The following is an 18122-nucleotide window of genomic DNA, read 5'->3' on the forward strand; positions in this document are numbered from 1 at the left end:
AATCAGGAAGCGGGCGGTTGGGCGCGCAGGCGGATCCCGAGTTCGCGCAGCTGCACGTCACCGACCGGAGCCGGCGCGTCGGTCAGCGGACAGGCGGCGCTCTGGGTCTTCGGGAAGGCCATCACGTCACGAATGCTGCCGGCGCCGGCCATCAGCATCACCAGCCGGTCCAGCCCGAACGCGATACCCCCGTGCGGGGGCGCGCCCTGGGTCAGGGCGTCGAGCAGGAAGCCGAACTTTTCCGCCGCCTCGGCCTCGCCGATCCCGAGCAGGTCGAACGCGGCGCGCTGCATCTCCGGGCGGTGGATACGGATCGAACCGCCACCGACCTCGGTACCGTTCAGCACCATGTCGTAGGCCCGCGACAGCGCCGCCCGCGGGTCCGCGCGCAGTACCTCGGCGTCCGGTACCGCGGGCGCGGTGAACGGGTGGTGCAGCGCATAGAAGCGTCCTTCCTTTGCGTCCCACTCGAACATCGGGAAATCGATCACCCACAGCGGGGCCCAGCCCTCCGCGACCAGCCCGCGATCATGCCCCAGCTGTACCCGCAGCGCTCCCAGGCTCTCGTTGACGACGTTCGCCTTGTCGGCACCGAAGAAGATCAGGTCGCCGTCCTCGGCCCCGGTGCGCTCGAGGATCTCCAGGGCCACCTCGTCAGGGAGGAACTTCAGGATCGGCGACTGCAGCCCGGCGACGCCGTCCGCGACCCGGTTGACCTTGATATACGCAAGCCCGCGGGCACCGAAGCGCCCCACGAACCGGGTGTAGTCGTCGATCTCCTTGCGCGACAACGTACCGCCGCCCGGCAGGCGCAGCGCCGCGACGCGGCCTTCCGGATCGTTCGCCGGGGCGTTGAAGACCTTGAACTCGACGTCGCGCATGCGCTCGGTCAGATCGGTGAATTCCAGCGGAATGCGCAGATCGGGCCGGTCGGAGCCGAACCGGGCCATCGCCTCGGCATGGGTCATGCGCGGGAACGGGTCGGGCAACTCCACGCCGAGCACGTCGCGGAACATCGTGCGGATCAGGCGCTCGTTCAGCGCCATCACGTCGGCTTCGTCGACGAAAGCCATCTCGATGTCGAGCTGGGTGAATTCCGGCTGGCGGTCGGCGCGCAGATCCTCGTCGCGGAAGCAGCGGGTAATCTGGTAGTAACGGTCCATGCCCCCGATCATCAGCAGCTGCTTGAACAACTGCGGCGACTGCGGCAGCGCGAAAAAGTGACCGGGGTGGGTGCGGCTGGGCACCAGGTAATCGCGGGCCCCCTCGGGGGTCGCCTTGGTCAGCATGGGAGTCTCGATGTCGACGAAGCCGGTATCGTCGAGAAAGCGGCGCAGGCTGCGGGTCACCCGTGCGCGCAGGCGCAGGCGTTCCTGCATCACCGGCCGGCGCAGGTCGATGTAGCGGTAACGCAGCCGGGTCTCCTCACCGACGTCCTCGTCGTCGAGCGGGAACGGCGGGGTGCGCGCGGCATTCAGTACTTCCAGGTCGAGGCCCAGGACTTCCACCGCACCGGTGTTCAGCTCGGGGTTGGTCGTGCCTTCCGGACGCCGGCGCACGCGGCCGGTCACGCGCAGCACGTATTCGCTGCGCACCTGCTCGGCACGCGCGAACATCTCGGCCCGGTCCGGATCGAACACGACCTGGACCACCCCCTCGTGATCGCGCAGGTCGATGAAAATCACCCCGCCATGATCGCGCCGGCGGTTGACCCACCCGCAAAGGGTGACTTCCGAGTCCAGTTGCGCCTCGGTGACGAGTCCACAGAAATGAGTCCGCATTGCGCCAGTTCCAAGCCAGAAAGGCGGGTTCCGCCCGGTTGATGGGTCGGCGGGCGGCACCGCCGCCCGCGCAAAAAGGGGCTGGGATGTTACGGTTTGGTCATCCCCGGCGCAAGCTTCGCGCCGGCCTTCACGCCGCCCTTCGCCAACGGCGGCCACTCCGGCACCACGACCCCCAGCGACATCACGAATTTCAGACCGTCCTCGACCGACATGTCGAGTTCGACCGCATCCTCGCGCGGGACCATGATCACGAACCCGGAGGTCGGATTCGGCGTGGTCGGGACGAACACGGTCAGCACGTCGCGCTCGGTCCGCGCCTGCACCTCGCCGACGCCGACGCCGGTCTGGAATCCGAGCGTCCACAGCCCCTTGCGCGGATACTCGACCAGCAGCACGCGCCGGAACGACTGGCCGCCGTCGTCGAACACGGTGCGCATCACCTGTTTCACCGCACTGTAGATCGACCGGACCAACGGGATCCGATCCACGATCGCCTCGCCCAGTTCGACCAGCTTCCGCCCGACGATGTTTGCCGCAACCACACCGGTCGCGAACACGATCACGATCGCGACCACCACCCCGGTGCCCGGCACGCTGAAACCAAGAATCGCCTCCGGGCGCCAGCTCGCGGGCAGCAGCAGGATGGTGAAATCGAGCGCGTCGACCAGGAACTTGATGATCAACCCGGTCACGATCAGCGGGACCCAGACCAGCAGTCCCGCGATCAGGTAGCGACGCAGGTGGCTCAGCACCGGTCAGGCACTCATGCCGGCGGGGCTGCGCAGGATCCGGAGCCGCAGGCCGGCGCACCGCACCCCCCGGCGGGGCCGGAATCGGTCCTGGTCGCATCCTCCTTCAGGTTGCGGCGCTTGTCCTTCTTGAAGTCGGTCTCGTACCAGCCACCACCGGACAGGCGGAACCCGGCGGCCGACACCAGCTTGTTCAGGGCACTCGTCCCGCAGGCCGGGCAGTCGGTCAGCACGGGGTCGCTCAGCTTCTGGATGACCTCAGTACGGTCGCCACAGGCACTGCACTCGTATTCGTAAATCGGCATGTTTCGAACTCCGGATGTTGAACAGGGATGCGCGTATTATGCGACTGAATCCTGTGAAATAAAGTACCCCCCCTGCGACAATCGGCGCGGGACACACCAGGCCGGCGCAACGGTGGAGAAGAATTGGAACGAATCCATGGCGGACAAGATCGTGATCATGCTGCTGAACCTGAATCTCGAACGCCCGACCACCCTCGGCGCACCGTTTTTCCAGGCCACGGTCGCCGCGGTGATGGATCTGGAGGTGGAGATGTACTTCGCCGGCGACAGCGCGAAACTGCTGATCCGGGGCGTTGCCGAGACCATTCACCCGGGCACGGCACATGAGAAATCGGTCTACAGCTTCATGCAGGATGCGCATGAGGCGGGTTGCCGGTTTTTCGCCTGTGCCGGAGCCATGGAAGAACACGGCCTGACCCTGGACAATGCGATCCCGCAACTCGATGGCGTGCACGGCGGCGGCACATTCATCGGCGAGGTGATCGAGGACCACGTGGTGACCCTGACCTACTGACATGACCGACCGTTTGACATGACCAACCGTGCCCGCACCGTACTCGTGACCGGCTGCTCCTCCGGTATCGGAGAGCACGTGGCACTGGCCCTGCACGAGCGCGGGTACCGGGTCTTTGCGACTGCGCGCAGCAGCGAGGCGGTCGCACGTCTGAAAAGCCAGGGTCTTGAAGCCCTGCGGCTGGACCTGGACGACTCGGCGAGCATCCGCAGTGCGGTGCACGAGGTGCTCGCGCGAACCCGCGGCGAACTGTACGCGCTGTTCAACAACGCCGGTTACGGGCAGCCTGGCGCGGTCGAGGACCTGTCCCGCCCCGCACTGCGGGCCCAGCTCGAGACCAACGTGCTCGGCTGGCTCGAGCTGACCAACGCGGTGATCCCGGCGATGCGCAGGCGGGGCGCCGGCCGCATCATCCAGAACAGCTCGGTGCTGGGTCTGGTCGGACTGCGCATGCGCGGGGCCTACGTATGTTCCAAATTCGCGCTGGAGGGCCTCAGCGACGTGCTGCGCCAGGAACTGCACGGCAGCGGCATTCACGTGGCGCTGGTCGAACCCGGCCCGATCCGCAGCCGCTTCCGCGCCAACGCTTTTCTCGCCTACCGGCGCTTCATCCGCCCGCGCGAGAGCCACTGGCGCGAAACCTACGAACGCATGGAACGCCGCCTCGCACACGCGGAGCGGGAAGCCCCGTTCACGCTGGGGCCGGAGGCCGTGCTGAAGGCGGTCGTGCATGCGCTCGAGGCGCGTCGGCCGAAGACCCGCTACCGGGTGACCGTGCCGACCCACCTGTTCGCGACCCTGAGATGGCTGCTGCCGACCCGGGTCATGGACACCGTGATGCGCATGGTGTCCCGGGGGGAAAACCGCTGACGGCCATGCTCCCTCTCTTGCGAGTGGGCGAGGGGGCACGCTCCTCTCCCGGAACAGAAGAGAGAACAAGGCCCGGCACGCGGCAGGAGAACCGGAAACCGCGTTCGGACAACCGCTGAGAACCCCACCGCACGGAGTCGCCCGCGCCGATGAACCTCATCTTCCTGGTCCTGATCCTCGCCGCCTTTCTCGCCGCCGCCTGGCGTGAACTGACCGAGATCGACGCCGACAGTCAACCGATGCAGGAGCTGTCGCAGGCCGCGATCAGTTCGGCGGGCAGTGCGGTGGAACTCGCGATCGGGCTGGTCGGCGTGATGGCCCTGTTCCTGGGACTGATGAAGATCGCCGAGGCCGGCGGACTGCTGACGGTACTGGCGCGACTGCTGCGCCCGTTGATGACCCGCCTGTTCCCGAGCGTGCCGCCGGAGCACCCGGCAATGGGCGCGATGATCCTGAACTTCTCGGCCAACATTCTCGGACTCGGCAACGCGGCGACGCCCTTCGGCATCCGCGCGATGCAGGAACTGAACAAGCTGAACCCGCACCCCGGCACCGCAACCAACGCGATGGCGCTGTTCCTCGCGATCAACACCTCCAGCATCACGCTGCTGCCGACGGGCGTGATCGCGCTGCGGGCCAGTCTGGGGTCGGCCGAGCCGGCGGCGATCCTGCCGACCACGCTGTTCGCTACCCTGTTCGCGACCATCGCCGGGATCACCAGCGCGCTGGTGCTGCAACGGTTCTTTCTGCCACCGGCTTCCGCGCCGGATGCCGGCCCTTCTGATGCGGATACTCGCGCGCCGGAGCTCCGGGAAAACCAGGCAGCCGAAGCCCGCGACAGTGGCGCGTCGGCCCAGCAGGAATCGCAACCGCTGGGGATCGACGTCCCGACGCAGGGCTATCCGGGCTGGGTGAGCGCGCTGGTGCTGCTCGGGGTACTCGGCATCATCCCGCTGACGATCCTGTACGGGCAGACGATCGCCCCCTGGATCATCCCGGGCCTGATCGTCGGCTTCCTGCTGTTCGGTGTCGCGCGGGGGGTGCGCATCTACGAGGTGTTCGTGGAGGGCGCGAAGGAGGGCTTCCAGGTCGCGCTGCGCATCATCCCGTATCTGGTCGCGATCCTGGTCGCGGTGGGCATGCTGCGCGCGAGCGGTGCGCTCGGGGTGTTCGTCGGACTGCTCGCGCCCTGGACCACGCCGCTCGGCCTGCCCCCCGAGGCGCTGCCGATGGCGCTGCTGCGCCCGCTGTCGGGCTCCGGTGCCTACGGGATCATGGCCGGCATCATGCAGGATCCGGCCACCGGTCCGGACACCCATGTCGGTCTGCTGGTCTCGACCCTGCAGGGGTCGACCGAAACCACGTTCTACGTACTCGCGGTGTACTTCGGGGCGATCCAGGTGCGCCGGGTCCGGCATACCCTGGCCGCGGCGCTGACCGCCGACGTGGTGGGCGTGATGGCGGCAGTGTTCATCGTCGGCTGGCTGTTCCTGTGACCCGACAGCGGATGCGGCCATGGCGGCGCCGCGGCTTTCCGCCCCGTGGGCCGCACCGTTACGAGTTGCACGTCGATGGCGGCACCTTCATCCCGGCGATGCTGGGGGCGATCGAGACCGCGCGCGAGCAGGTGCTGCTCGAGATGTACCTGGTCGCCTCCGGGGCCACCGCCGAGCATTTCATCGACGCGCTGGCGGCTGCGGCCCGACGCGGGGTGGACGTGCACCTGCTGCTCGACGGCTTCGGGACACAGGGGCTCGGGTCTGCGGAACGGGCCCACCTCAGCGCCGCGGGAGTACAGCTGACCTTCTACAACCCGCTGGGATGGGTCCGCTGGCGTGTCGCCCTGTTCCGGGACCACCGCAAGCTGCTGCTGGTCGACGGTCGTCTCGCCTTCGTCGGCGGCATGGGCATCACCGATGCCTTCGACCCGGCGACCCGGGGCGCAGGGGCGCATTGGCACGAGGTGATGCTGGCGCTGGAGGGACCCTGCGTTGCCGACTGGCACAGCCTGTTCGCCGATTGCTGGCGACAGTGGAGCCGGGATGCGATTGCGCTCCCCGCCTCACTCGCGTCGCCGGCGGCGACGATACCGGACGGGCAGGTTCTGGGCCACGTCCGTGCGGGCGGACAGGCGGTGATGCGGGCGGTGCTGGCGCAGATCGGCAAGGCCCACACCCGCGTGTGGATCGCGACCGCCTATTTTGCCCCTACCCGGCGCCTGCGCAGGGCGCTGAAACGCGCGGTCCGTCGCGGGGTCGACGTGCGCCTGCTGCTCGCCGGTCCATGCAACGACCATCCGGCGGTCTGGCATGCGGGGCGCCGGTTCTACGGGCCACTGCTCCAGGCGGGCGTGCGCATTTTCGAGTACCAGCCCCGGTTCTTGCACGCGAAAATGGTGCTCTGCGACGAGTGGGCAAGCATCGGCTCCAGCAACCTCGACCACTGGACGCTACGCTGGAACCTGGAAGCAAACCAGGCAGTCACCGGCCCGGTGTTCGCGGAGGATCTGGCCGCGGTCTTCCGGCACGACTTCACGCTCAGCGAGGAATGGACCTTTGCCGCGTGGCAGCAACGCGGCCTGCGCCTGCGCCTGCTGGAGCGGGTGCTGGGCAGCCTCGACGACCTGCTGGTGCAGTGGAGCTACCGGCGCGCGCTGCGCCATCCGCCCTCCGTGCAGGGCTGACGGGAGCGCGTTCCGTGCTGCGGCGTTGCGCTCATGGCAGCCTGCGCGGCTCGGATCGAACCAGGCGACGCTCCACAGGGCGTTCGCGCGGCCCCCGTGCTGCTGGCGAAAACGCCGTGTCGAGGAAAACCTTCAGCCCCTCGACATAGGCCGTCCGGCTACGCAGGAACGCGTCGTTGTGTCCGCCACGCAGTTCCAGCAGGTCGGCACCGGTTGCATCCGCGATCGCACGGCCGTGCGCGAATGGCACGATCTCGTCGTCGCGGCTGTGCACCACCAGCAGCGGCGCCGTGATCTCCCGCGCCGGGCGGAGCACGTCGTACTCGTGGCGGAGCAGCAGGCGCACCGGCAGCCAGGGATAGACCTCGGCGCCCAGGTCAGCGGCGCTGGTGAACGGCGACTCCAGGATCACTGCACCGGGCGGTTCCCGGGCGGCCAGCTCGGCCCCCACCGCCGCGCCCAGCGAGCGGCCGAATATCACGATTTCCGACGCGGGCACACCGCGCTCCTCGCGCAGGTAACGCCAGGCTGCATTCGCGTCGAGCCGGGTTCCAGCCTCGCTCGGCCGACCCTCGCTGCGTCCGTAGCCGCGGTAGCTGAGAATGAGCACCGACAGCCCCAGGTCATGAAAGATGCGCAGCGAATCGATTCGGTGCGACAGGTTCCCACCGTTGCCGTGGAAGAACAGCAGGGTGGTGCGTGCCTCCGGCGCCGGCACGAACCAGCCGTGCAGGCGCACTCCGTCCTCCGCGCTCAGCGCCACGTCCTCGTACGCCAGGCCGTGGCGCTCGGGCGTGGTCGCGAGCGCTGCGACCGGAAAATAGATCAGGCGCTCCTGCGTCACGTACAGGAACGCGACGAACACCCCGTAGGCGACCGCGCCCATCAGTGCCAGGCTCAGCAGGGATCGGTCCATCGCTCACCTCCTCCGGGGTTCCGGTGACGGTCGGCGGCCCTCCCGTCCCGGACATCACGCCGTCGCCCCGCGCACAGACGCGATGCGGGGCCGGGGAGGTTGCGGCTGCCGGCGGCCCCGGCGCATCCGCACCGGGGCATGCCGTCAGGCCTCCTGCGCCTTGATCAGTTCGACCCGCGAGCGCACGTACAGGTAGTACAGCACCGGGATGATCACCAGCGTCAGCAGCGTGGACACCAGGATGCCGAAGATCAGCGAAATTGCGAGCCCGCTGAAGATCGGGTCGTCGATGATGAAGCCCGCACCAACCATTGCGGCCAGCCCGGTCAGCACGATCGGCTTGGCCCGCACCGCGCCGGCATTCACTACCGCGTCGATCACCGCAACGCCGCGCCGGATCTCCTCGTTGACGAAATCGACCAGCAGGATCGAGTTGCGCACGATGATCCCCGCCAGCGCGATCATCCCGATCATCGACGTCGCGGTGAACTTCGCGTCCATGAAGAACGCGTCCATGAACGCGTGCCCCGGCATCACCCCGATCACGGTGAGGGGGATCGGCGCCATGATGATCAGCGGCACCATGTACGACCGGAACTGGGCCACCACGAGCAGGTAGATCAGGAGCAGACCCACCGAGTAGGCGATGCCCATATCGCGGAAGGTCTCGTAGGTCACCTGCCATTCGCCGTCCCACTTCAGACTGAAGCGGTAGGGGTTGTCCGGCTGGTCGATGAACAGCTGGGTCAATGGCTCGCCGAAAGCCATCGGCATGTCGCGCAGCTGGAAGAACAGGTCGAACATTCCGTACAGCGGGCTGTCTACTCCCCCGGCCTGATCCCCGACCACGTAGACCACCGGCAGCAGGTTCTTGTGGTGGATCGCATGCTCGCGCGTGGTGTCGACGACTTCGACGACCTCGGAGATCGGCACCAGCGCGCCGTTCTGCGCGCGCACGTGCAGCCCGAGAACCGTCTCGAGGTCGGCCATGTCGGCCTCCTCGAACTGCAGGCGCACCGGCACCGCGTATTTCACGTTGGTTCCGTAGAGGAAGGTCACGTCCTCGCCCGCCAGCGCGGTCTGCACCGCGGACACCACCGACTGCTGTGAGACACCCAGCCGTGCCGCGCGCTCGCGGTCGACACGCAGGATCCGCTTGGGACCGGGATGCTCGACCGAGTCGTCGATGTCGGTGATGTTCCGGGTGTTCTTGAAGACCTCGCGAACCTGGTGCGCAATCTCGATCTGGCCGTCGTAATCGGGGCCGTAGATCTCGGCAACGATCGGCGACAGCACCGGCGGGCCCGGCGGCACCTCGACCACTTTCACGCGGCCACCGTGGTATTCGGCGATCGCGTTGATCTCCGGGCGCACCGACAGCGCAATGTCGTGGCTCTTGCGGTCGCGTTTCTTGGCGTCGGTCAGGTTGACCTGGATGTCGCCGAGGTGGGCGCCCTCGCGCAGGTAGTACTGCCGCACCAGACCGTTGAAGTTAATCGGAGCAGCGGTGCCGGCATAGACCTGCACGTCGCGGACCTCGGGAACGGCGCGCAGGTAGTCTCCCATCTCGCTCAGCACCTGCTTGGTGTGTTCGAGGCTGGTCCCCTCCGGCATGTCGAGTACCACCTGGAACTCGGACTTGTCGTCGAAGGGCAGCATCTTCAGCACCACTACCTGGAAGTAAACCAGCGACACCGAGCCCAGGATCAGCACCACGGTACCGCCGAGCATCACCATCCGGGACAGCACCGCCTTGCGCGTCTCGCCGAGGAACGGGCGCAGGATCACGTCGAACAGCCTCGCCAGCTTCTTCGAGGCTTGCTCGTCGCTGTGCTCGCTGTGGCCGGCCTCGATCGCACGTTCGTGCAGTTCGGCCTGGCGCCGCAGCACCTTGTAGGTAAGCCAGGGTGTGACCACATAGGCCACCGCCAGGGAGATGATCATCCCCATGCTGGCGTTGATCGGGATCGGGCTCATGTACGGGCCCATCAGGCCGGTGACGAAGGCCATCGGCAGCAGTGCCGCGATCACGGTAAAGGTCGCGAGGATGGTCGGCCCCCCGACCTCGTCCACCGCGACCGGGATCGCCTCGAGGAACTTCTTCTTGCCCATGCTCATGTGCCGGTGGATGTTCTCCACCACCACGATCGCGTCATCGACCAGGATCCCGATCGAGAAGATCAGCGCGAACAGCGAAACCCGGTTCAGCGTGAAGCCCCAAGCCCAGGATGCGAACAGGGTGATCGCGAGCGTGATCACCACCGCGGTGCCGACGATGAAGGCCTCGCGCCAGCCGAGCGCGATCCAGACCAGCACCACCACCGAGGCCGTCGCGAAGATCAGCTTCTGGATCAGGGTTTTCGCCTTCTGATCCGCGGTCGCGCCGTAGTTGCGGGTGATCGTGGTCTCGATGCCGTCCGGGATGTAAGTGCCACGCAACTGCTCGAGGCGGTCGACCAGCGAATTGGCGATGTCCACCGCGTTGGTGCCCGGCTGCTTGGCGATCGCGACCGTGACTGCCGGGTGCATATGGCCGAGATGCGCCTCCCGGTCGGCTGCCGCACCGTCGGCGTAGCTCACGTGCTGCGTCGCGTAGCCGGGGCCCTGCACGACCGCGGCGACGTCGTCCAGGTAGACCGGCCGCCCGTCGTGCATTCCCACCACGAGGCCGGCGAAGTCCTCAGCGCGCGTGATGAAGTCGCCGGCCTGGACCAGGACTTCCTGGTTGTCCTGGAACAGCGCGCCGGCATCGCGACTGAAGTTGCTCGCCTGCAGGGCGTTGCGCAGTTCCTCGACCGACAGGCTGTAACCGGCGAGCGCCTCCGGGCGGAAACGCACGTGGACGACGTGATCCGGGCCGCCCACGGTGTAGATATCGCGGGTTCCGGGAACCCGCTTCAGTTCCGACTCGATCGCATGCGCGACCGCGGCGAGGTCATGGCCGCCACGGGTTTCGTCCTCGGTCCACAGGGTTACGGTGACGATCGGCACGTCGTCGATGCCCATCGGCTTGATCAGGGGTTCTCCGACGCCGAGGTTCTGCGGCAGCCAGTCCTGGTTCGAGAACACCTGCGTGTACAGCCGCACGAGCGCATCGGTCCGGTCCTCGCCCACCTTGAACTGCACCGTGATCTTGGCCATGTTCGGCTGCGAGGTGGAGAAGATGTCGTCGATCCCCTCGATCTCGGACAGCACCTGCTCGGCCGGGGTCGCGACCAGCTGTGCCACCTCCTCGGCGGTCGCGCCGGGGAACGGAATGAACACGTCGGCGATGGTGACGTTGATCTGCGGCTCTTCCTCGCGGGGGGTGATCATCACCGCAAACAGCCCCAGCATCAGGCCGACCAGCGCCAGCAGCGGCGTGATCTGCGTCGTCAGAAATTTCCGGGCGATGCGCCCGGAGATCCCCATCGGCTTGTCCTCCGCACTCATCGGGACACCTGCTGTGCTTCCTTCAGGTAGATGCTGGCATGGACCGGATCCAGCGCGATGCGCTCACCCTCGCGCAGTCCGGCCAGCACCTCGAAGCCCTCCGGTAGCTCGCGCCCGACGCGGATCTGCCGAAACCCGACGCGCCCTTCGGGGTCGACCGTATAGACGGCCACGACCTCGCTGCGGAACACCACGGCCTCGGACGGCACCACCAGTCGCCGGTCCTCGCCCAGCTTGACCGCGGCCTTTACGAACATCCCCGGGAACAGGCCCAGATCCCGCTCGGTCTCCGGCAGGTTCAGCCGCACTCGGAAGGTGTTGGTCGACGGATCCGCGTACGGAAAGATCGTCAGGCTTTCGACCTCGATGCGCTCCCCGGTATCCAGCACCACGTGCGCCTCGCGGTAGCGGCGCAGATCCTGGATCAGCCGCTGCGGCACGTTGATTTCGACGCGCAGTTGATCAAGGCTGATCCCGGTGACCAGCGGTGTTCCCGGGCTCACGGACTCGCCGACCTCCACGTGGCGCTCGGTAAGGATTCCGGCGAACGGCGCGACCACCTGCGTATACCCCAACTGCTCACGCGCCTCGGCCAGCGACGCCTGGGCGGATTCGACGCGGGCGCGCGCGGAATCCCTCGCCGCCCGTGCACGATCGAATTCGGTTTGTGACACCAGCCCATCCGCAAAGATGGTTTCGATGCGCTCGAACTCGGAACGCGCCTCCTGGAACCGCGTACGGGCCTCGCTCAGGCTGCCTTCCGCGGCACGCACCCGCGCCTGCTGTTCGCTGTCGCTGAGGCGCAGCACCAGGGCATCCTGCTCGACGAAGTCATCGACGTCGTAGTGGACCTCGAGCACCCGGCCCGATGTCTGGGCGGAGATGGTCGAACGGCGCACCGCCTCGACCCGGCCATCAACGATCCGCTCCTGCATCAGCGTCTGGCGTTCGACCGTGGCCGTCAGGAACGGCAGGTCCGCCGCTCCCGCCAGCACGGGCATGACCAGCAGCAGCGCGAGCCCCGCCGCGCTCCGTTTCATCGATTCAAGCGTCATGGCATTCCCCAGTTCGTTTGATGCGGACCCGGTCCCGGATCCCTATATATTAGAATTGGCTAATATAAAGCCCAGCGGCCTGATCTGCAGCCTCAACCCCAGCGCCTGTAGTGTAGTGCAGATCCCGCAGCGACGCGGCTCCCCCGCCGGTCTGCCAAGCTGCTACCATTGCCCGGCGAACCCCGACCCAGCCCCGGACCTGCCCATGCCCCTGCTCAGCGTAGAGACCAACGTCCCGCTGCCGGCCGATCCCTCGCCGCTTACCGCCGACCTCTCGACCGCGGTGGCCCAGTGGCTCGGAAAACCCGAAGGCTACGTGATGGTACGGCTGGCCCACAACGCGGCGATGCGCTTCGCGGGCACAACCGATCCGCTCGCGTATTGCGAACTGAAGAGTATCGGCCTGCCCGAGGCGCGAACATGGGAACTGTCCGAGGCCCTGTGCAGCCGGTTGCAGGAACGGATCGGCGTGGCCCCGAACCGTATCTACATCGAATTCAGCGATGCCCCCCGCCAGTTCTGGGGCTGGAACAGCTCCACCTTCTGAATCCGCTTCCTGAATGCGCTTCTGCCCTGTCACCACGATCCCGACGGAATCCCCATGCGCGTCTCGCAGTTTCCCCTGAACACCCTGAAGGAGACCCCGGCCGAGGCCGAGGTCATCAGCCACCAGCTGCTGCTCCGGGCAGGTTATGTCCGCCGCCTTGCCTCCGGCCTGTATACCTGGCTGCCGCTCGGCCTACGCGTGCTGCGTCGGGTCGAGCACATCGTGCGCGAGGAGATGAACCGGGCCGGCGCTCTGGAGCTCCTGATGCCCGCGGTGCAGCCCGCAGAACTTTGGCAGGAGTCGGGGCGGTGGGACGAGTATGGCGCCGAGCTGTTGCGGCTGCGTGACCGCCATCAGCGCGAGTTCTGCTTCGGCCCAACGCACGAGGAGGTCATCACCGACCTGGTGCGCCGCGAGATCCGCAGCTACAAGCAACTGCCGGTGAATTACTACCAGATCCAGACCAAGTTCCGCGACGAGCGGCGGCCGCGCTTCGGTATCATGCGCGCACGCGAATTCCTGATGAAGGATGCCTATTCGTTCCACCTCGATGCCGGGAGCCTGCAGGCCACCTACGATGCCATGCACGCGGCCTACATACGGATCTTCAACCGCTGCGGACTCGAGTTCCGGGCGGTCGAGGCCGATACCGGCTCGATCGGCGGCAGCGCATCGCACGAATTCCACGTGCTGGCCGACTCCGGAGAGGACAGCATCGCCTTCTCCGAAGGTGGCTATGCGGCGAACGTGGAACTCGCCCCGACAACGCAGCCGTCACCCGCTCCGGCGCCCAGCCGGGAGCTGGAAAAGGTGGCGACCCCTGGCGTGCACAGCATCGAGGATCTGGTCGCATTCCTTGGCATCCCGGTCACGCAGACGGTGAAGACCCTGGTGCTGGAGGGCAGCGCTGAGGCCGATGCTCCGCTCGTGGCCGTGCTACTGCGCGGTGACCACGAACTGAACGCGGTCAAGGCCGAGAAGCACCCATGGATCGCGGCGCCGCTGCGCATGGCCGGCGACGCCGAGATCCGGGCAGCGATCGGGGCCGGCACCGGGTCACTGGGGCCGGTCGGGCTGCCGCTTCCGGTACTCGCCGACCACGTGCTTGCCGGACTCGCCGACTTCGCCGCCGGCGCGAACGAGGACGGCTTCCACCTGACCGGGGTCAACTGGGGGCGCGACCTGCCGCTGCCGGCCAGCGCCGACCTGCGCAACATCACCGCCGGCGAACCGGCCCCGGACGGCTCCGGCCCGATCGGGATCCGCCGTGGCATCGAGGTCGGGCACATCTTTCAGTTGGGCGAAAAGTACAGCCGCGCCCTGAATGCCAGCGTGCTCGACGAGTCCGGGCGCGAGCGCGTCGTGACCATGGGCTGTTACGGCATCGGCGTCTCGCGGGTGGTCGCGGCCGCGATCGAGCAGAACCACGACGACCGCGGGATCTGCTGGCCGGCAGCCCTCGCGCCATTCGATATCGCACTGTGCCCGATCGGCGCGAAGAAATCCCAGCGCGTGCGCGATGCCGCGACCGCGCTGCACGACGAATTGCAAGCGGCCGGTTTCTCAGTGCTTCTGGACGACCGGGACATCCGCCCCGGGGTGATGTTCGCGGACATGGAACTGATCGGCCTGCCTCACCGGCTGGTGATCGGCGAACGCGCACTGGACGAAGGCGTGATCGAGTACCAGGGCAGGCAGAATCCGGAGGCATCCAGGATCGAACGCGCGGGACTGCTGGACTTCCTGCGGGAGCGGCACGCCGAGTCCAGCTGATCCTCGGCGTGCCGTGCACAGCACCCCTCCCCAACCCCTCCCCAACCCCTCCCGCGTTCCCGGGGGAAGGGCATTCTCCCCTCTCCCGCTTGCGGGACAAATTCGCCGGGAGCGGATTTCGAACAGCCGGAGGCTGGCCCGAAGGGCGCAGGGCACGATGCCGGGAGTAAAGGGCCGGGGGTGAGGGTCAGCGCACCCCGAACTCCCGGGGCAACGGGTCGGGCACCGGGACCGGCTCGCAATCGACGGTACTGACCCGCGCCGCCGGGGGACCCTCGGCCAGCCAGGCGCGCAGGCGGGCCACCGCTGCGGGCGTACCGACTGCCAGCACCTCCACGCTCCCGTCGGAGCGATTGCGCGCGTATCCAACCAGCCCCAGTTCCACCGCGTGGCGCTGGGTCGAGGCACGGAAGAACACGCCCTGCACCCGGCCGGTTACCCGACAACGCAGGGCCTCGGTACCATTGGCATGCGCATTCATGTTTTCCCTCCGGAGGCTTTGATGACCGATTCCCCCCGTATTTACCACAACCCGCGCTGCAGCAAGTCGCGCGCCACGCTCAGCCTGCTGCGGGAGCAGGGGATCGAGCCCGAGATCGTCGAGTACCTGAAGGCCCCGCCGGACCGCGAGACCCTTGCCGGCCTGATCAGGCGTCTGGGGATCCGGCCGCGGGACCTGCTGCGCACCGGCGAGGCGGAATACCGGGAACTCGGGCTCAAGGATCCGGCGCTGTCCGATGAACAGCTGATTCAGGCGATGGTCGAGCACCCGAAACTGATCGAGCGGCCGATCGTGGTCCACCGGGGGCAGGCCCGGATCGGCCGCCCCCCTGAGCGCGTGCTGGAGATCCTCTGATGGCCGAGATTCTGGTGCTCTACTACAGCCGGTACGGCGCCACCGCCAGCCTCGCACGCGCAGTCGCCACCGGGGTGGAAAGGTCGGGCGCTGCCGCACGCGTGCGGACGGTCCCGCCGGTGGCCTCCGGCATCGGTGAAGCGGCCCCCGCCGTCCCCAAACGGGGGCCACCCTACGCCTCGCCTCGGGATCTCGAGGAAACCGATGGCCTGGTACTGGGCTCACCCACGCGCTTCGGCAATATGGCCGCACCGCTGAAACACTTTCTCGACGGTACCAGCGGACTGTGGACAACCGGCGCACTCGTCGACCGGCCGTTCGGGGTGTTCACCAGCACCTCGACCATGCACGGCGGACAGGAAACCACGCTGCTGAGCATGGCGCTGCCGCTGATCCACCAGGGAATGGTCTGGGTCGGCGTACCGTACACCGTGCCCGAACTCGGCAGCACGACCGGCGGCGGCGGCCCGTACGGGGCGTCGCACGTTGCGGGCCCCGAAGGCGGGCGCGCGCTCACGCGTGACGAGCGTCGGATCGCGGAGGCACTGGGCCAGCGCGTCGGGCGACTGGCCGCGCGCCTCGCTGGCGAAAAGCGGCCGTGAGAACCGCCGGCCGCTGGCTCACACTGGCCGGATACTTCGGGCTGTTCTTCCTGATCCTGCTATGGACGACGCTGATCGCACCACCCCAACACCTGCCCCGCGCGCTGGTGCTGCTGGTGCTGCTCCTGCCGCTGCTCGCACCGCTTCGGGGGCTGCTGCACGGCCGACCGTACACGCACGCCTGGACCAGCCTGCTGTCCCTGTTCTACGTGGCTCTGGGCATCACGCTGGCCGCAATGCCGGAAGAGCGGGTCTACGGCCTGTCAATGCTGGTATTCGGGTTGATGCTGTTCACCGGCTGCCTGCTGTATCTACGCCGGCGGCGCCCGCTGGCGCACGGGAACCGCCGGGGAACCGGTTCCGGCACCGGGTAAGCGGCAGTTCAGTCGCCACCGGCGGTGGACAGCCGCTGCAACTCGGCGCGCACGAACGGGATCGTCAGCCGCCGCTGCGCGGCCAGCGCGGCAAGATCCAGCCGGTCCAGCAGGCGCAGCAGCCGGTCGAGATCGCGGCACTCGTGGCGCAGCAGGTAGTCCGCAACCGCGGTGCTCAGCGTGAGCCCCCGCCGCGCGGCCTGCTGCTGCAGGATGGTCCGGATCCCGGCTTCGCCGGGCTGCTCCAGCCGGAACACCGGTCCCCAGGCGAGGCGCGAGACCAGATCCGGCAGCAGGCAGCCGATCCCGTCCGGTCCGGCCCTTGCAGCCAGCACGAGACGGCCGTCGCGATCCCGCACGCGGTTGATCAACCCGAACAGCGCCCGTTCCCACCCACGCTGCCCCGCAACCGCCTGCAGGTCGTCGAGAACCAGCAGGTCGAGCTGGTCCAGCGCTTCGAGTACGGCCGCCGGATCGCGTGCCGCGAACTCCGCGAGCGGCAGGTAACCGCAGCGGTGACCACGCGAGAACGCCTCGTGACAGGCCGCCTGGAGCAGGTGCGTCTTGCCGGAACCCGCGTCTCCATGAAGGTAGACCTGCCGCTCCCCGGTACCGGCCTCCGGGAACGCCCGCGCGACGGCCTGTACCGCGGCAACGGCCAGGCCGTTGTTCCCGGCGTGAAAGGTTTCGAACCGCGAGCTGTCGCGCAGCCTCAGGTCCAGCGGCAACTGCTGATACGTCATCACACCCCCGATGCCCGGGCGGGGCGTTTCCCACCACGGGCGGAGACTGGTGCCGGCTGCAGCCATGGCGCTGCGGTACGGATCATGCCCCGCGCCCGGCACCGGCCGGCGGAAAGAAATGGACCCAGGCGCGGCGGCCCCAGACCACGGTATAGGCCAGTCCGCTGAACACGGTGGTGAGGCTCACGATCACGACCAGCAGGTGAACCCAGACCGGATCAAGGTTCAGGATGCCGACCTTCAGGATCGCACCGAGCACCAGCAGAATCTGGAAAAAGGTGTTGACCTTGCTGATCATCAGCGGCTCGATCTGCAGCGGCCCCACCCAGTGCCGATAGGCCAGCGACCCGGCCGTCAACCACAGGTCGCGCCCGACGACCAGGAACAGCAGCCAAAGCGGAAGCAATCCGGACAGGGTCACCGCAAGATAGACGCCGAGCATCAGGATCTTGTCCGCGGCCGGATCGAGCCAGGCGCCCAAAGCCGTGCTCCAGCCGTAGCGGCGGACCAGGTAACCGTCGAGCGCATCCGTCAGTCCCGCGATCGCCAACAGCACCAGCGCCGGCCAGTAGTCGCCCCGGTACATGAACCAGACGATCGGCACGGTCAGCACGATGCGCGACACGGTCACGGCATTGGGGAGATGGCGCAGGCGCAGGCGCATGCGGTTCAGCGGCCCACCGCGGCATGCCCGGCGTCCGCCAGGGACCGCCCCCATGTTGCCCAACCCACCCGCCCGTCGACACGCGACACGCACGGCGTGGCCGCACCGGGGACGCTGGGCAACGGCCGCCTCCCGGATCCGATCGCCAGGAGGTGCGGGCCCCGCGCCAAGCTGGCCGGGCACACGGACACGACATGCCGGGCGGCATGCCACAGGCTGTCACCGTCCGTCGTCCCCGTTCCTTGTCGAGACACC

At 67.8% G+C, this 18122-nt stretch carries 17 protein-coding genes and 2 pseudogenes; 10 read left to right on the forward strand and 9 right to left on the reverse strand.

The features are described 5' to 3' along the window. Positions 1 to 2: 2 nt before the first annotated feature. The 3 genes from aspS to TVNIR_RS15990 all read right to left on the reverse strand — a co-directional run bounded on the left by aspS (position 3) and on the right by TVNIR_RS15990 (position 2838). The gene (gene aspS / locus TVNIR_RS15980; protein ID WP_043739847.1) at positions 3 to 1781 is read right to left on the reverse strand and encodes an aspartate--tRNA ligase; all 1779 of its coding nucleotides are present in this window, start codon (positions 1779 to 1781) and stop codon (positions 3 to 5) included. A gap of 89 nt (positions 1782 to 1870) precedes the next feature. Further along, positions 1871 to 2536, reverse strand: coding sequence for a DUF502 domain-containing protein (locus tag TVNIR_RS15985; RefSeq protein ID WP_015260116.1), 666 nt, complete (start codon positions 2534 to 2536; stop codon positions 1871 to 1873). Between the two features lie 11 nt (positions 2537 to 2547). Continuing rightward, on the reverse strand, positions 2548 to 2838 hold the full coding sequence (locus tag TVNIR_RS15990) for an FmdB family zinc ribbon protein (RefSeq protein WP_015260117.1): 291 nt from the start codon (positions 2836 to 2838) through the stop codon (positions 2548 to 2550). Positions 2839 to 2974: 136 nt separating this feature from the next. On the opposite strand from TVNIR_RS15990, the gene TVNIR_RS15995 reads away from it, so the two are divergent. The 5 genes and pseudogenes from TVNIR_RS15995 to TVNIR_RS16010 all read left to right on the forward strand — a co-directional run bounded on the left by TVNIR_RS15995 (position 2975) and on the right by TVNIR_RS16010 (position 6905). Further along, a complete protein-coding gene (locus TVNIR_RS15995; protein WP_015260119.1) occupies positions 2975 to 3352 on the forward strand; it encodes a DsrE family protein in 378 nt (125 codons plus the stop codon). Positions 3353 to 3370: 18 nt separating this feature from the next. Then, a complete protein-coding gene (locus tag TVNIR_RS16000; protein WP_015260120.1) occupies positions 3371 to 4222 on the forward strand; it encodes an SDR family NAD(P)-dependent oxidoreductase in 852 nt (283 codons plus the stop codon). Positions 4223 to 4371: 149 nt separating this feature from the next. After that, positions 4372 to 4984 (forward strand): annotated as a pseudogene (locus tag TVNIR_RS21330) (nucleoside recognition domain-containing protein); the annotation flags it as partial. A gap of 104 nt (positions 4985 to 5088) precedes the next feature. Continuing rightward, positions 5089 to 5718: pseudogene (locus TVNIR_RS21335) on the forward strand (spore maturation protein); the annotation flags it as partial. A gap of 11 nt (positions 5719 to 5729) precedes the next feature. Next, a complete protein-coding gene (locus TVNIR_RS16010) occupies positions 5730 to 6905 on the forward strand; it encodes a phospholipase D-like domain-containing protein (RefSeq protein ID WP_015260122.1) in 1176 nt (391 codons plus the stop codon). A gap of 31 nt (positions 6906 to 6936) precedes the next feature. Here TVNIR_RS16010 and TVNIR_RS16015 read toward each other — a convergent pair whose 3' ends face one another. The 3 genes from TVNIR_RS16015 to TVNIR_RS16025 all read right to left on the reverse strand — a co-directional run bounded on the left by TVNIR_RS16015 (position 6937) and on the right by TVNIR_RS16025 (position 12308). Beyond that, positions 6937 to 7821, reverse strand: a complete 885-nt coding sequence (locus TVNIR_RS16015) for an alpha/beta hydrolase (RefSeq protein WP_015260123.1) — start codon at positions 7819 to 7821, stop codon at positions 6937 to 6939. A gap of 144 nt (positions 7822 to 7965) precedes the next feature. Beyond that, a complete protein-coding gene (locus TVNIR_RS16020) occupies positions 7966 to 11253 on the reverse strand; it encodes an efflux RND transporter permease subunit (protein WP_015260124.1) in 3288 nt (1095 codons plus the stop codon). Next, complete coding sequence (locus TVNIR_RS16025) at positions 11250 to 12308, reverse strand: efflux RND transporter periplasmic adaptor subunit (RefSeq protein ID WP_015260125.1); 1059 nt, start codon at positions 12306 to 12308, stop codon at positions 11250 to 11252. Before TVNIR_RS16025 ends, TVNIR_RS16020 begins: the two co-directional genes overlap by 4 nt. 205 nt (positions 12309 to 12513) lie before the next feature. Here TVNIR_RS16025 and TVNIR_RS16030 point away from each other — a divergent pair, with 205 nt between their 5' ends. Together TVNIR_RS16030 and TVNIR_RS16035 are read left to right on the forward strand one after the other, a co-directional pair. Then, the gene (locus TVNIR_RS16030; protein WP_015260126.1) at positions 12514 to 12855 is read left to right on the forward strand and encodes a phenylpyruvate tautomerase MIF-related protein; all 342 of its coding nucleotides are present in this window, start codon (positions 12514 to 12516) and stop codon (positions 12853 to 12855) included. A gap of 54 nt (positions 12856 to 12909) precedes the next feature. Next, a complete protein-coding gene (locus TVNIR_RS16035; protein ID WP_015260127.1) occupies positions 12910 to 14628 on the forward strand; it encodes a proline--tRNA ligase in 1719 nt (572 codons plus the stop codon). Between the two features lie 187 nt (positions 14629 to 14815). Here TVNIR_RS16035 and TVNIR_RS16040 read toward each other — a convergent pair whose 3' ends face one another. Beyond that, a complete protein-coding gene (locus TVNIR_RS16040; protein WP_043739848.1) occupies positions 14816 to 15109 on the reverse strand; it encodes an acylphosphatase in 294 nt (97 codons plus the stop codon). A 21-nt stretch (positions 15110 to 15130) separates the two neighbouring features. Between TVNIR_RS16040 and arsC the strand changes: the two genes are divergently transcribed. From arsC to TVNIR_RS16055, 3 genes are read left to right on the forward strand one after another with little or no spacing between them, the layout of a single operon-like run. Continuing rightward, entirely contained in the window at positions 15131 to 15484 is a 354-nt protein-coding gene (gene arsC / locus TVNIR_RS16045; RefSeq protein ID WP_015260128.1) for an arsenate reductase (glutaredoxin), read from the forward strand. After that, on the forward strand, positions 15484 to 16086 hold the full coding sequence (gene wrbA / locus TVNIR_RS16050) for an NAD(P)H:quinone oxidoreductase (protein ID WP_015260129.1): 603 nt from the start codon (positions 15484 to 15486) through the stop codon (positions 16084 to 16086). The genes arsC and wrbA overlap by 1 nt, the downstream gene beginning before the upstream one ends. Next, a complete protein-coding gene (locus tag TVNIR_RS16055) occupies positions 16083 to 16460 on the forward strand; it encodes a DUF2069 domain-containing protein (RefSeq protein ID WP_015260130.1) in 378 nt (125 codons plus the stop codon). Before wrbA ends, TVNIR_RS16055 begins: the two co-directional genes overlap by 4 nt. Positions 16461 to 16468: 8 nt before the next feature. On the opposite strand, the gene hda is transcribed toward TVNIR_RS16055, so the two are convergent. Together hda and TVNIR_RS16065 are read right to left on the reverse strand one after the other, a co-directional pair. Next, on the reverse strand, positions 16469 to 17203 hold the full coding sequence (hda, locus tag TVNIR_RS16060; RefSeq protein WP_043739849.1) for a DnaA regulatory inactivator Hda: 735 nt from the start codon (positions 17201 to 17203) through the stop codon (positions 16469 to 16471). A gap of 82 nt (positions 17204 to 17285) precedes the next feature. Further along, positions 17286 to 17867, reverse strand: a complete 582-nt coding sequence (locus TVNIR_RS16065; protein WP_015260132.1) for a CDP-alcohol phosphatidyltransferase family protein — start codon at positions 17865 to 17867, stop codon at positions 17286 to 17288. Between the last annotated feature and the right edge of the window lie 255 nt (positions 17868 to 18122).

It is taken from the genome of Thioalkalivibrio nitratireducens DSM 14787 (assembly GCF_000321415.2).
Taxonomy (GTDB): Bacteria; Pseudomonadota; Gammaproteobacteria; order Ectothiorhodospirales; family Ectothiorhodospiraceae; genus Thioalkalivibrio; species Thioalkalivibrio nitratireducens.